Below are 13,774 nucleotides of genomic sequence, written 5' to 3'. Positions count from 1 at the left end.
CCAGTCAGAAAAGTTCGGGCTGGCGGTTCTTCATCCAGTCCCGGTCGGGGTCGTCGTTCGGGTTTTTATTGTCGCCAGTCTCCGCGACGGCGGGGCACCGCTGCGTCTCGCAGGTGGGCGGGAGCTTCGCTTTGGCGATCGTCCTGGGTCCGGCCTTGGCGGGCTTCGGGCCGGCCGCCTGCGCCGCGTCAAGCGCTTTGGTGGCGGCGTCGACCTGTTCAAGTAGCGGTACAAGTTTCGGCGTGTAGCTGGCAAGCGCGGCCGCGAATCCGGTGTCGAGTTCCTCTGGCGTGGCGGTCAAGGTCAGATCCCGCGACGGCGACGAGGCAGTGCCCTTCGCCGGGCGCGGCATCACCGATACCGTCATCACGCCGCGCCCGGGGTCCGCGCTGATCAGCATGGCCAGGTGCGTGCTGGTGGCGATGGGGTAGAGCTCTGTGAACGTTCCCATGGTGTGTCTCCTTTGATGGTCGATAACCTATGGTACCGGCGGCATCGCGCAGGTCTAGTGCCGCCATCGGAATCACTGTCGGCGGGCGCATCGGTGGATGGCGTTGCCGACGCATGGCCGGAGTCGTCCCACATGGCTGACAATCCGGCCAGGCTTTCTGCGCTATCGACCAAGCTGACGCTGATTTAGAGGGCGCGCTACGGCCGCTGTCAGCGTCCGGTACTCGGCAGATGATCTTCTGATGGCGTCCGCCTTTCAGGCGGAGCACCCGTTCCCCGCAATGTCGGCAAACCCGCCCGCTCGGTTGGCCCGCGCCGAGAACGAGGGCATTGGTACAGCGGCCGCATTTTCCAATCTCTGCACCCTGGTCAAACGGCAAATTGGGCCATATCGCTCTTCCGGCCGGATGCGTCGGGCGGAAACGAAATCGACGTCATTGTTGATAAATATCAATTTACAACAGGAAATTAGCAATAGGCTGGAGACCTCTGCTAACAGAAGTAACGGGATGTTTATGGATACGTCAAAAATTGCGGCGATGCGTCACCTGGTGCAGGTATTGGCGCAGACTCATGGCGCCACATTTGCCTGTTACTTCATTTTCGAGAACCTTTCATGCATAGAGACGGCATGGCGGCGACAGCATCCGGCCCAGATTTTTGGTGCTCCATCGCGAGATTCGGCTGTGTTTGTGACGCTTGACGCGGAGGGTGAGTCTTAGCGGATGCTTCCATGCACGGACTTGCCGATTCTCCGGCTATCGACGCTTCCCAAATATCCTCGCTCGGCAGGTGCAACCCGACGCGCCCGTGCCATGCATGCGGTGCTTAGCTTGATCGCCAAGCGCGTCTCGAACAGCGCCACGACCGTCAGAACGTCGCCTTCGTCCAGCAGGTCGGACGGGCGTCGTCCCTTCGCGTCCGCATCAGTTTGTTCGGATTCAACCCCAGGACTTTTTAGCATGGGGAGCAGGCGTGCTTCCGGTTCTCTATGGTGCTACCGGGATGACAAGATTGCGTGTATTTAGCTGTCTCTTGGACGGGGATCGAACCCCTTTGCTAGCCTACGTCGCGTACCGTTCCAAGTCGATCACCGAGTCGGCCATGTCCGCCAGTTCCGGCGTATGCGAGATGAAGTACTCATGCGCGTACCCGCCGGCGCGCAAAACCTCTCTTTTCATCGCCATAAACCGCCGCTTGTGTTGATTGTCGAACGCGCCGTCGGCCTCGTCCGAGAACAGCGTCGCGCTGCGCTGGCCGCCCGCCTGCGCAAGGTGCAGCGCCATGGCGCGCCTGAGGCACTCGTTGATCCAGATCCGCTCGCCGCCGCTCATCCTGCCGACGCTTTTGATGGAGTCGCTGTTGGCGTCGTGGACGGCGATGTCGAAGCCTTCGCGCAATTCTCCTTTGGCGGAGGCCAGCTGGGTTTTGATGGAGACGGAAAAGCGCGGGCCGTAGCAGGCCAGCAGCAGCTGGTTGGCGAGCATCGACAGCTCCGGCCCGGCGTCGTCGATGGCCAGCGCGATGATGCCGTCGTTGCCCAAAGCCTTGGTCAGCAACGACCAATCCTCCATGCGGCGCTCCAGTACCCTAAGGCGTTGTTCAAGATGTTCGCAAGCTTCCCGCTCGGTGGCGTGGCGCCTTTCCAGGTCCTCCGCACGATCATGTTCACGCAGAGCGGCCAACTGCGCCTGCTCGGCAGCCTTTACATGCGCGCCTGCCTGTTCGCACTCCCGCTCGGCCACGCCGACGGCGTGTTTGTCGAACGCCGGGGGCAATTCGGCCAACAGCTTGTCGATGCTTTGCACGGCTGCACTCGGTTGGGCGGCAAGCCGCAGCCGTTCGTTCAATTCCACGATCCTGCGACGCTGGGCGCGGTATTCTTTCTCGTCCTCGGCCTGTTCAATGGCGCTATTCCCGTCGTGCGAGGTCAGGCGGAGCTCGACGTCTGTCAGCATGACGCCTTGCCGTGCCAGGAGCTCGCACGTCGCGGCTTGCCGCTGGTAACGGGCCACGCGGTTCTGACTGCGCGCCAGTTTCGCTTCCGCTTCACGCACCGAAACGCGAAACTGTTTTAAGGCGTCCGCTCGTGGGCGCAATGCGGCGATCTCGCTTTCGAGCTTGGCGTGCGCCGCGTTCAGACGCGCCACCACGGCGCCGGCGTCGGGGAGCATTGCTTTTGCCGTGTGGGCGTCCGCCAGGAGCTTGCATTCACCCTGCAGCGCCATTCCGGAGCACGGAACTTCGCCGGTCAGGCCGAAGCGGCGCCGCAGTTCCTGCGCCTTCAAGGCCGCCTGGCCTGCTTCGCGTTCCAGCGCCGCCTGCTGAGACCTTGTGAGCGCCATCTGCGCCGCCGCGCTTTCGCCGGCATGCAGTTCCGCTTGTTTCGCCCGCAGCGTGGCTTCGCGCCGCGCGGCGACCGTTTGCGCCGCAGGTAGCCGTTTCGCCGCGCGCTGGGCCCGGTCGGCTTGCTGCAGCGAAGCCTGCAGCGTCGTTTGCTGCGCGCGCAGTGACGCCAGGGTGGTCTCCCGTCGCGTCGCGCGCTGCGCCAGGCGCTCGGCCAGGCCGTCGAATGCGGCTTCCTCGCGCCGGCATTCGGCCTCGAGCATCTCGAGCGTCCGTCGGTGCGCATCCGTCGCCGTGTCGCGCTCGGCCAGCAGCTGGGCGCGCCTCGTCTCGTGGCCGGCGGCCATCGCCTGCACGATGCGCAAAGCAGCCAGCGCGGTACGTTTGGCGTCCAATCTGGCGGCGGCCACCTCCCGGCTGCGCTGCGCAAGAGCCGCCTTCTCGCGGGTGTCGCCCAGGGCGTCGCGTTCGGCGCCCAGCTCGGCCAGCCGCTTGTTCTGGACCTGCAGTTGCTGCCTGGCGCTCAGGAGGCCCGCGCGCAGGAGGCGCATGACCTCCGCCGCCTGCTCGCCTTTTGACCGCACGGCGTCCAGGCGCAACAGGTCCGTCAGCAGACTCTTGATCTCCCCGTTGCGGTAGCTAGATAGCTGGCGCCGCTGTTGGGCTGAAAATGCGGTGCTGAAAAACGTCGTGGCAGATCCCGCAATGCCTTCTACGCAGCGGACGTAGGTGTCCATCTTGCCGTCCGATACCGTTCCATCGGGCAGGCCCGCCGGCGTCCAGCCGTGTTCGGCCAGCCGGTGCAGGTAGGCTTCGGTCCGGCGCTTGCCGCCGGTGCGGATGACAAGATGGCTGCGGTACCGAACCCCCGCCATCGACCACTCCAGCTCCTTGTGGTTTTCCGGCAGGTACACCTCGTCGTAGTACGAGAACGCGCCCAGTCCGTCGGTCCCGGCGCGCGACGGCATGACGGGGTAGGGCGTCATGTTGTCCAGTATCGTGCTCTTGCCGCGCCCGTTGCGGCCGGTCAGCGCCACCAGCGCGGCGCCGCCGGCCTCGCGTTCGAAGTCGATCGTGATGCTTTCACGGCCCATGCCGTCGCGGATGCCGCGAAAGCCGGTCAAGGTCAACGACAGGGGAATCATGGTGCTGTCCTTCACTCCAGGGAGAAGGCGGGTGCCTGCGCTTCCGGATCCCATGATCTCGCCGCCGCGAGCGCGGTCAAGGCGCCGTCTTGCGCTGGCGGCGCGAGCAGCCGTTGGGCAATGGCCTCGGGCAGCAGGTTGTCCAACTCCTGAAGGCAGGACAGCAGGGGCTCGGCGTCGACCTGTGCCGCCGCCGCCCATGCCCGCAACTGGGCGCGCATGTCGGCGGCGCGGGCGATGCCGGCCGAACGGGAGCGCGACACCGGCAGCACGCGTCCTTCCAGTTTGACCCCGGCCGCGCCGACGAGCGCGGCGGTGATCGCGTCGCGGTCCACCTGGTGCCCCTCCTCTTCGGCAACGCACCAGCTCACCTTGACCCAGGCGCCGGCCAGCTCATGCTCCGCCGCGAAGCCTGACAGCGCAGCCAGGTCAGGCGCACCTGAGAATACCAGTTCATGCGTACGCCGGGCGGGCGTCGGTACCAGCGTCGCGGCGGCGTGGTGCGCGTCGACGTTCCACATCAGGAAACCCTTATCACCTTGCTCGCCGTAGTGCAAGCGCCCTATGGACCCGGGATAGGCGATCATCCTGCCATCCTCGGACCAGCTCTGGTGCTTGTGAATGTGGCCGAGAAGGAAGCCGTCGGCGCGCGCTGAGAATAGCGCCCCGGTGGTGAACTCATGGTCCTGGCCCGCCATGGGTACGCCGTGTTCGGTCGTGCACCCGCGCACCGTGCCGTGCGAGACACCGATGCTGGGAACGCACTGGGCGCGCGCGTCGTCGTGCGACGGCGCCAGACCGGCCAGCAGGTAGTTCAGGTGTTCCCCCATCGCGCTGGCGGCGTCGCCGGCGCCGACAGTTGCCGCCAGCGCCGCCTTGTTCAGCGTGGGCACGCAGCTGCACAGCAACCGCGCGTCTGATGGACAGCCGTCGAAACGCCAGCCCTGCGATGCCGACCAGTCTCCGTTTTTCAACAGCGCCACTTGCTCGATACGGTCCGCCACGTGCACGGGAAAGCGGCCCCCAAGCAGCGGGAACAGCTTGAGCATGCCGGGCGGCTCGTGGCTGTAGGTGCCCTGCAGGAGCAGCACGGGGCAGTGGTCCGCCAGCCGGCGTATCCGTTGCGCCAGCGCGGCGAACGCCGGGGAATGCGCGGGCAGCGCATGGTCGGTGGCGTCGCCGGAGATGACGGCGACCTCGGCACGGCGCCTGATGGCCTCATTCACCGCGTATTCGAAGCAGGTGTCGACCTCGGTCAGGGTGTCGTCGGCGTAGTGCAAATCCGAGAAATGGGCGATGGTGATCATTGCGGCACCTCATTGCGCCGGGCCGATTTCGGTGTCGATCAGCGCGGCCAGTCCGGCGGCATCGTCCTCGTAACGCTGGAGGTCGGTCAGCACGCGCTTGACGCCCTGCGCGTTGCGGCGCCAGCCGACACCCCATGCCCAATCCAGGTAGGCGTCCATCCTGGCGCGCCCGACTCCCAGTTTATCTCCCAGCGCGTACACCGCGTCGGCCCCATCGGCCTCAAGCGGGGAGGGCGGTGCGGAAGCGGAACTTGCTGCTTGCCGGACTGCCGCCTGCGCCGGGGCGTGCGGCGCGGCGGCGGGTGTATCGTCGTCCGCCGCAGGCGCTTCGGGTTCGATTTCGCGCAGATGCTGCGGCTCGCCTTGCAGGGCCTGCGCGCAGGCGTCGGCCATGCGCAGCGTTGCATCGTCGTCCTGCTTGGCGAGCAGGGCCGCCACGTCCACCGGCGCCTCCAGCTCGATGATCCAATGCGCGCTGCGCACCGGCTGCCCGGTGGCGGCGTCGAGGTGGGACACCTGGCGCAGCTTCTTGGTGAGATAAAAGGGCGTCCGTTGCCGGTCCAGGAATCCGGCCAGGCGGCCGCCCCGCATGAAGGAAATCGCCTCGAACCGCTCGATGGCGCGGGAGAGCGCATAAAAACTGTTGGTGTGCAGTTCGAACGCGTCGAGCGAACGGATACCGGGGATGTAGAAGACGAACCGGCCCGACAGGTTACACTGGCGGCTCTGGAATTCCGGGCAGCGCTCGGGATCGCACAGTCCGCCGTTTTCCTGGCGCGGCTGTGTTGCCCGGCCACCGAAGGTCCTCAACGTCCGCTGGCTGCGCGCGTCGATTTTCGCCGGGGCGAACATCATGCAGCGGCGCGTCTGCCCGTCGGGCGAGTATTCGCTCCAGTAGCGCTTCTCGTTGCGGGACCAGCAGGCCAGCTCGTGCGGCATGACGCTTTGCCACGCGTCCGCCGGAAAAATGACGGGAAAGCGGTACAGGCGCAACTGCCCATCTCCCCGGTCCTCCCCATAGGCCTGCAGGATCTGGCCGGCCAGTGCCGGGTTGGGGAAGTCGTCGGGCCGCACCGTGAACCACGCCACGTTCTTCGGTGCCAGGGGATTTTTGACGCCGGGGAAGCGCTCGGCGATTTTTCGCTCGATCTGCTCGAACGTCGCGTTCTGCGCCAGCCCGTCCTGGTACAGCGCCCGGATCTCGGGGTTGGCGGCGGCCGATTTGGTCAGCACCTTGATGCCCGCCCGGATTTTGCCGGCAGTCGGTATCCTGGGCTGCGGCCGCCCGAGAATGGTGGCGGGGCGGTGGCCCGGGGTCGATGTCGCTATGTCGCTGCTGTTCATGCTAGCCTCCTGCGGTAGGGAATGGATGTCGATTCCATGTTCCCATCGGCCGGCGCGCTTGCAAGTCCCGCGTACCCTGAGCGTTCTGTCCGAGCCGGGCGGCCAGTGGCCCGCTCCTCGAGCGTGGGCTTGAGCAATTTGATGACGGCCGCTTGCCGCAGCCCCAGCGCCAGTCCGATCTCCCGGGTGGTTGCGCCGCTTTGCCACAGTCGCAGCGCCGCCATGCGGCGCGCGCACATCGTGTTCACGCCCGTCAGGCCGCCGTGCATGAAGATGCGCCGGTAGATGTCGTGTATCTCCTTGCAGATCACCTGTCGGCCTTCGGGGTAGGCAATGAGCATCGGACGCCCGTCGCGCGACAGGAACAGCCTGCCGGCGGGATCAAGACCGCGATAGCCGCTGGTGCCGCTGGTACCCCAGTCGTTGGCCTGCCGTTCTTCGAGGTAGTTGTCGATGGCGGCGTTGGTGCTATCGCAAAGGAAGGGCAATGGGCGGGCGGCGCCGTTGCTGGCGATCGCGGCGCGCAGCAGCGACGCGCGCCTGACGTGCCCGGCCAGGTCCAGGTAGTCGTGCACGGCCAACTGCGCGATCTCGAGGGGCTTGGCGCCCGTTGAAAAAAGTACCAGCAGCAGCGCGCGGTCGCGCAGCGGAGCATGGCTATGGCGGTCGATCTTCTGCAGCAGCATGTCGATTTGCGCCGGCGTCACGGAAGCAGGGGGACGGTTCAGGGCGGGCGCCGCGCCGGGATGAAAATGCTCCAGCGCTTCCATGTAGGCTTGGCGGTGGTGGCGCAGCAGGGTGGCCGTCGGCGACGCGTCTTCGTCCACGTCGATCACGCCGACGATTCGCTGCAGCGCCTGCGCTAGCCGCCGCACGCGCGTCGACACGGTCGATTTCGTGACGCCGTGCGCCGCTGCGATATGGTCGTAGTCGATACCGGCGGCCACCGCCCGCAGCATAGCCGTCGAGCTGATTAGATCCCGTGATTCCATGATGCCTCCCGTAGATTGAGTTCTCCACCATCTTCCGAACTCGCGGGGTGTCAAGCCAGTGGGAAATCGGTGCAAAAGCGGCGTCTTTCCCGTGCACGGGATTTGACAGGATGGCAGGCTGCAAGCAGCGCGGAACGTTTGGCAAGGCCAGACGACCTGTCGGCGCATTTGTCGAGAGGACCGGAGTGCGTCAATTGGATACCCCGTGTTTTGCGCACTGTTTCCGGGCGTCGTGTCGCACTTGTTGCCGAACAGCGCGGCCGGCCGGGAAATGCCCAGCGCATCAAAGACGCCAAGCCGACCAAAAGGCCAGAGAGGATCTGGGCATTGTTAGCTTCAAGATGAACGAGGGCTGGTCTAGCTGGACGACCTCAAGCGAACCGAACGGCGAACGTGATGACCGAATGTATATATGCAGACATTGCCCGGTATCGGTCTGGGATGCGTCCGGCTATCTGATCGTGCGGTCGATGCACTACCGGTGCTGCCCAGCTGGCATGTTGGCTTCCGTCGTCAGGCGCTTCCTGGGCGCTTCGCAGATGTATGCTGCGGGAGGAGGCGTTCCCCATCGTTTCGCATGTTCCGAGCACTATAGCGCGCATTGCGCTTCCCAAAAATCTGTCCGGTGGTGCTCGCTGCAATTTAGGTACAAGCGCTGGCGGGCGACCCGGTATTGGCCAACGCGGGCGAGTATCTCCCGGGTGTAAACGCTGGCGGCACCGGGCAGGGGGGCGACTTCCCGAAGCAGGCAGGCCGAATAAGCCGCGAATTCCGCTCCGCCGCTAGATAGGGGATCCATGGCCAGCGCTGCGTCGCCGACAGCGAACCATCCCGGACCTGCCGCAGTCTCGAGCCAGGAACTGCCGGCAAGCACTGGGCCGCCAATCCCTTCGGGGAGGAAGGCGGACTGACGCAGCGCCGGCTTAGGCGGCAACGCAGCACGCCATGCGTCCCGCCAGTTGCCGCCATGGCGGCGCTGGACGTGCGCCCCCGTGATAAGACAGATGGAGGTTGTTTGCCCTGTCGTCGCAGAAAACCACCAACCGTCGGGCCCGCTGACGAGGGTGGTCGTGCCGCTGTCCTGCGAAGTGGCCGGCCCTTGTCCGTGCAGCGCGACCAACGGCCGAAGGCTTCGGCGCACGGCCCCTGAGCGCCGAGCCACCAAAGCCGCGCGCCCGGTTGCGTCGACGATGAGCGTGCATGGAGCCGGAGACGCGGCCGGTCCGATGACGGCGGTATGATGCCTGACGCCCTGCAACAATGCCTGCGCCAGCAGAAAGCGTTCCAGCTCCGCGCGTTGAACTATATAGCAGGGACCGGACGGATTGAACAGCGAGTCACGACCATCCCAAGTGTCCGTGCCCCAAGCCGACCAATGCGCGGTACGCTCGCATTTCCCCTTCCATTCGCGCCAAGCCGACCCCAAGCCAAGCGCCTCTAGATGCCGGACAAATGCCGGCCCAACGGTCATGCAATAGTTGGCCAGCAATCCGGGTGCCTTGCCAGTCAGCGTCACGTCCGGCATGCTGGTTTTGAGCGCGATCGCAGACAGGCACCCAGCCACACCGTTACCGATGACACAGGCGGAAGTCCACTTAGTGGACACTGCCGGCTCCGATCAGCTGGCGCCTTGCCGCGAACGTGCTCACATCCAGAAGTTGGGCGGCGGCAGCGGCCGTGCGCGGAGCAGGGGCGATAGGTTCGGCTCTTTCCAAACCGAGCACTTGCAAGCCCATTCGGATTTCATTCCGCGCTTCCAAGGGCGAGACCGTTTCGCCTGGCATGGGGCAGCGCTGTTCGATCCACTCTTTGAACGCGACGACCTGCGCAGGGGTTAATACATCAGGCATGAGTCGCTCGAACACGTGCGTGATCAGTGTGCTGCTGTTCGGCTCTCCGGGTACCACGTATTCGCTGGCGGCCAGTGTCCGCATGATGTCCTTGGCGTCGGCATGTGCAAACAAGTCGGCAATCGAAATGGTGCGGCCGCCGTCTGCCGAGATGGTGTGGCGGTTGTGGCCGGATTCCGCAGCGGCACGCTCGGCCATCGCCCTCAGGGTTGCATAAATCTGGTCCGCGATGCTGAGCGGTACAGGTGGCGGCAAGCTGGCCAGGCTGGCAATCCAATCAAACAGCGCGGCCTGTTCATCGACGGAGAACACTTTATACATGGGACCCCGGAATCCGAGCAACTGCCGGACGAACTTGCTGTTGTGCGGTTGCGCAGGATCGACCCATCCCTGCTGGTGTAAGGCGTCCAACAGGCGGTCCGGGTCGGCGAACAGCGCAGCAAGGGTTTCGTCCCCGAGCGTGACGTGTCCGTGGGCAGTCCGCGCATACGGTGCCTTGCATCGGATGATCTGGATCATTCGCTCTTTTGCCTGGTGTCCGGTCGACCGCTCGCCGTATCGCTCCGAGATCAACTCGTATAAGACCTTGCCCAGCGATCCGATCGAAGCCCACGTCACATAGCCGTTCCATATGCGCAGCCATTTTTCCTGCACGGCCTGCTCGCCGCCTGTGCTCTTGACTTGATCGAGGTAGAGCTCAATGGCTTCGCGCGCCATGGCTCCGTGCCCGGCCGTGACGTTGTCGATTGCCGCGTGCATGGCGTAGTATTGCGGATCGATGTCATGGTGCTTCAACATGCGCACGACCGGCAACATGGTTGGGGTGGCTTCCCATTCGAGGTAAAGCGTCATGCCGAGCAGTTCGGGGAAAAACGCGTCGGGAAAGAGGCCCACGCACAGTTGAAAAACGGGGTTCTCATAAGCAGCCGGCAGCAAATCCAGTTCGGTGAAAGCCCGTGACCGGATGGGGGGGAGATACACATCCAGGCTGCGTAACAAGGTGTCGTACACGTTCGAATGGTTCAACTCGCTTTCACCGTTTCCTGCTTCGTCGGCCCAGATGGCGAATAATTTCGCGCGTATTTCATCCACCGGACCTGCAGCCAGGATGTTTTGTAACCATGCACCATCGGTGAGGTTCATCGGCGCTTTCTGGCGCAAATTCTCGACGACGGCGGCCTTCGGAAAATCTTCCAGCCAGTGAGGGGTATCGATTGCCGCAACGAACTGGTTGTAGATCAAGTCCATCCGCGCGCGGAACGCATCAACCGAATAAAGGAAGGGGTGGTAAGTCGGTTCGGTAAAGTTCGCCTTGGCAAAGAATTTTCTCGCCGCATCGAACGCGATCGGCCTGTATTCCGGATAGTGTTCAATATTGATCAGTTTGTGGAAGGCGTCCGCCCAATTGGATTCCAGCGGCTCGCTCGCTTCCGATTCAATTTTCACAGGCGCGCCGAGCACGTGGTATGTTTCGCCGTCGGGCCCTGACGCTGTCACGAAGCCCAGTTTCGGCCAGTGCTGGACCATGGCGTTGTCGCCGTCGTGTCCGGCATCAGTGCCGGGCAAGCCGCGTGCCCAGGGAATGCGGCGCTTCAGCAGCGTCTCGTGTTCGCGTTCGAGCTCGGTACGCACTGCATGGTCGGAGCCGGTGTCACCCAACTCCGGATTTTCGAGCTCGGCTTCGATTTGCCGCAGGCGACGGTAGGCCGCCAAAGGCAGCACCTCGTCCGGTCGTTGCGAGGGCCACCAATGCGTGTTGCATTCGAAAAAGTCAGCCTGCCAAGGCAATGCCATACGCTTGGTTATGTCGCCCGCCTGCAGCGCGTCAGGGTCGAGACGAAAGGGCTCCAGATAGGCCTCTTGCTTGCGGAAAATCCAGCCGCCTTCGATACCCGGGTAGAAAGCGCCGCCGGTACAGGCTTCCAGCGCTGCGCGGTCGAGTCCCTCGGGGGTGATCCGGTCAGCCGGCAGCGGGGCTGTGCCCCAATCGCTCTCGAAATCACCGGCCGCCCAGTGCTCCAGAAGACGATACTGGGTACGAGTTAGCGCCAGCCATTTGCCTGGTGCGGCGTCCTCACAATCGCCGTCGTCTCCAGCCAATGCCGGCATGAACCGCGCATTCGCCTGCTGCTTGGCGGCTTCGCCAGTCGCGGCGGGATTCCTGAGCACACGGAAAAAGGCCGTTCTGGCCTCCTTGGCTTCCGCGCCTTTGCTCGACAAGGTCGCCATATCGAAGTTCCTCGCCCAACGTTCATGTGCGCTGTGCGCGCGCTCGTTCGTCCATCCGGCTTGGAGCGCCCGATCCAAAATGGGATAAATATGCCGGGTAAAGGAAGGCCTTGCAGGGGCGGTCAGCTGCCCTGATTCGATGGCCGTGTTTTCGGCGACATCGTACAGTGTCACCACATTGACCAGATCGGGCGCAAAGTCGGGCGGCGCTGTCAAGACCCAGGCCGGCTTCGCCCGCAGTTGCCGGCCATCCGGCAGCGTGACCAAGGCTTGCACAGGTCCGTCCGCGATATCGTCGTACCAGCGATCGTTGTTGGCATAATGGGAAATCAATCGGCCTTCCTCGACCGTCCCGCTCTTGCCGGGACCCGCCAATACCAGTAGCCGGCCAACGGCATCGGTACGGGCCTCGCCCAGCATGACGGGAACATCGAAGAACTGCCCATCGTCGAACAGGTGCCGTTGCCCGGCACCTGTAAGCTCAGCGGCTCGTGGGCGAATAATCAGCTTGTCCCTCTCGGCGATATCGTTGTTGCGCCACTCTTCTATGGGCCTGCGATCCGTCAGCAAGAGCTCTTCCCCTTTGCGGCCATCGAAGCGGTCCCACTCCGCCTTAGTGTTTGCAAGCTCCACAGTCCATGTGACGTTCGCTTCCGCAGCGGTTATTTCTCCGACTAACTGACCATTCACGTCGTATCCGAAGACCCGGAATCTCGCGGCCTGCCGTTTTACCCTGTCTTTGCTGCCAGCATCCTTGTATCCGTCGAGTGGCCGGGCGGGCATTCCCGGAGTTTCCGGGCCGATAAAATAGCCGCTTGGGCTGTTGCCGACGCGAGCGATGCCGATGGCTGGATGAATGGCGCAGCTGACGATCATTGGTTTCCCTTTCGACTGACTATTTAAGCAATCCGGATTTCAGCGAGCGCTGTCCTGCTCGACAGCGTTCGCTTCATGACGCAGCCGCGCCCAGCCGCTTATGGAGGGCGACGGACATATATCCGTGCATTATTTGCACGCAGACTAAGCAGATCGGACGGCCTGCCGATTTCCTAGTGAACCAGGCATGCGGAAACGATAAGCCGCATCAATGCGGGGTCCCGCGCAGACCCTTCTCTACGGCGTAGCGGTAGAAACTCAGGCATTCCGCCAATACGCCCTCGTTCGTCAGCATGCCATCGTCGGAGACGAGCTTCCCGGTGGGCGCGGCGATCTTGAATTCGCTCAAATGCACCTCGGCGGCCAAAAATATCTGGTAAACCGGCTTCGTGCACAGGAACGACGTCAGGTTGGTGCTTCCCAGCGCAGCTGTGAACTTACTGAATTCCGCATTCAGTTGGTCAAAGTAGGGAAAGCCGAAAGTGGACCCCGCAGTCGGCAAGGGAGCCGTGTGCTTTTTGTCGTCATCGAACGGATTGGTCAGCTGGTACATGATATTGCCGATCTTGTACTGGCCCGGATCGTCTTGTAGATACACCACTTCCTTCACGTTGCCGAGCGTCATGATTCCCGAGCATTGGGCGCAGGACTCCAGCGTGGTGTAAACAGTCACCCCCTCCAGCATATTGCTATAGCGGGCTGGACGTTTGGTAGGCGCATCCACCTGCCGATCGCCGACATTCCACGAGTCGTGGATATTGGTGAGCTTAAAAAGCCTGTTCAATAATCGTGCTTCCGCGTGCTCGATGGAACTGCTGAAAACTTCATTGTGGTTAAAGTCGAAGTCAATGATATAACCGTTGCGGTCGATAGCGAAAGCGGCGATATTGTGACCCAAATAGTTGCTATTCAGGAACGTGCCGCGCTTTCCCGCCCAGTGGTCTGCAGGCAATATGGCATTATGGGCATCAGTGTCTCCGAGCGTCGCTCTGTCGATTTTTTCCTCTGGCTTGGTTGGCTTGTTCGGGCAAAAATAGTGCGCCGCCAAGGACAGAAGCAACAGGGAATAAATATAATGCCGCTCCTTCTGCAGATCAGTGATTTCTTTTGTGACCGGTGCAACAAGCTCGCGGACTTTCCAGTCGAGGACTTTTTCCAGTGCAGTCATTCTGTTTCCTTAAAGAGGAGTGGTCGGATACATTTCTGTTCGGTTGAACGCTCGATTCGCTTTGTGC

At 63.2% G+C, this 13,774-nt stretch carries 9 protein-coding genes; 1 reads left to right on the top strand and 8 read right to left on the bottom strand.

Annotated features, from left to right (window positions below; genetic code table 11):
- Positions 1-4: 4 nt before the first annotated feature.
- A complete protein-coding gene (locus AC6H42_RS00875; protein WP_497547178.1) occupies positions 5-451 on the bottom strand; it encodes a PRTRC system protein E in 447 nt (148 codons plus the stop codon).
- Positions 452-692: 241 nt separating this feature from the next.
- On the opposite strand from AC6H42_RS00875, the gene AC6H42_RS00870 reads away from it, so the two are divergent.
- On the top strand, positions 693-1,172 hold the full coding sequence (locus AC6H42_RS00870) for a hypothetical protein (protein WP_497547177.1): 480 nt from the start codon (positions 693-695) through the stop codon (positions 1,170-1,172).
- Positions 1,173-1,514: 342 nt separating this feature from the next.
- Here AC6H42_RS00870 and AC6H42_RS00865 read toward each other — a convergent pair whose 3' ends face one another.
- The 7 genes from AC6H42_RS00865 to AC6H42_RS00835 form a co-directional block, all read right to left on the bottom strand.
- The gene (locus tag AC6H42_RS00865; protein WP_497547176.1) at positions 1,515-3,941 is read right to left on the bottom strand and encodes a DNA repair protein; all 2,427 of its coding nucleotides are present in this window, start codon (positions 3,939-3,941) and stop codon (positions 1,515-1,517) included.
- Positions 3,942-3,952: 11 nt separating this feature from the next.
- Positions 3,953-5,248 (bottom strand): metallophosphoesterase family protein, encoded by a 1,296-nt coding sequence (locus tag AC6H42_RS00860; RefSeq protein ID WP_497547175.1) that lies wholly within the window; start codon positions 5,246-5,248, stop codon positions 3,953-3,955.
- Between the two features lie 9 nt (positions 5,249-5,257).
- Positions 5,258-6,592 carry a recombination directionality factor gene (locus tag AC6H42_RS00855; protein WP_497547174.1) on the bottom strand — a complete coding sequence of 445 codons (1,335 nt, stop codon included), beginning with the start codon at positions 6,590-6,592 and terminating at the stop codon, positions 5,258-5,260.
- Positions 6,589-7,584, bottom strand: coding sequence for a tyrosine-type recombinase/integrase (locus AC6H42_RS00850; RefSeq protein ID WP_497547173.1), 996 nt, complete (start codon positions 7,582-7,584; stop codon positions 6,589-6,591). The genes AC6H42_RS00855 and AC6H42_RS00850 overlap by 4 nt, the downstream gene beginning before the upstream one ends.
- A 589-nt stretch (positions 7,585-8,173) precedes the next feature.
- On the bottom strand, positions 8,174-9,190 hold the full coding sequence (locus AC6H42_RS00845; protein WP_497547172.1) for an NAD(P)/FAD-dependent oxidoreductase: 1,017 nt from the start codon (positions 9,188-9,190) through the stop codon (positions 8,174-8,176).
- On the bottom strand, positions 9,180-12,539 hold the full coding sequence (locus AC6H42_RS00840) for a LodA/GoxA family CTQ-dependent oxidase (protein ID WP_497547171.1): 3,360 nt from the start codon (positions 12,537-12,539) through the stop codon (positions 9,180-9,182). Before AC6H42_RS00840 ends, AC6H42_RS00845 begins: the two co-directional genes overlap by 11 nt.
- Positions 12,540-12,747: 208 nt before the next feature.
- A complete protein-coding gene (locus AC6H42_RS00835) occupies positions 12,748-13,707 on the bottom strand; it encodes a hypothetical protein (protein WP_497547170.1) in 960 nt (319 codons plus the stop codon).
- Between the last annotated feature and the right edge of the window lie 67 nt (positions 13,708-13,774).

The sequence above is a fragment of the Massilia sp. NBRC 108631 genome (assembly GCF_059704565.1).
Note: the sequence above shows the minus strand (reverse complement) of the source record. Positions and strands in the feature narration are given on the sequence as shown.

Bases quoted from the DNA above. Each gene is read 5' to 3' on its own strand.
- AC6H42_RS00875 (WP_497547178.1), bottom strand. From the start codon at position 451: ATGGGAACGTTCACAGAGCTCTACCCCATCGCCACCAGCACGCACCTG.
- AC6H42_RS00870 (WP_497547177.1), top strand. From the start codon at position 693: ATGGCGTCCGCCTTTCAGGCGGAGCACCCGTTCCCCGCAATGTCGGCA.
- AC6H42_RS00865 (WP_497547176.1), bottom strand. From the start codon at position 3,941: ATGATTCCCCTGTCGTTGACCTTGACCGGCTTTCGCGGCATCCGCGAC.
- AC6H42_RS00860 (WP_497547175.1), bottom strand. From the start codon at position 5,248: ATGATCACCATCGCCCATTTCTCGGATTTGCACTACGCCGACGACACC.
- AC6H42_RS00855 (WP_497547174.1), bottom strand. From the start codon at position 6,592: ATGAACAGCAGCGACATAGCGACATCGACCCCGGGCCACCGCCCCGCC.
- AC6H42_RS00850 (WP_497547173.1), bottom strand. From the start codon at position 7,584: ATGGAATCACGGGATCTAATCAGCTCGACGGCTATGCTGCGGGCGGTG.
- AC6H42_RS00840 (WP_497547171.1), bottom strand. From the start codon at position 12,539: ATGATCGTCAGCTGCGCCATTCATCCAGCCATCGGCATCGCTCGCGTC.
- AC6H42_RS00835 (WP_497547170.1), bottom strand. From the start codon at position 13,707: ATGACTGCACTGGAAAAAGTCCTCGACTGGAAAGTCCGCGAGCTTGTT.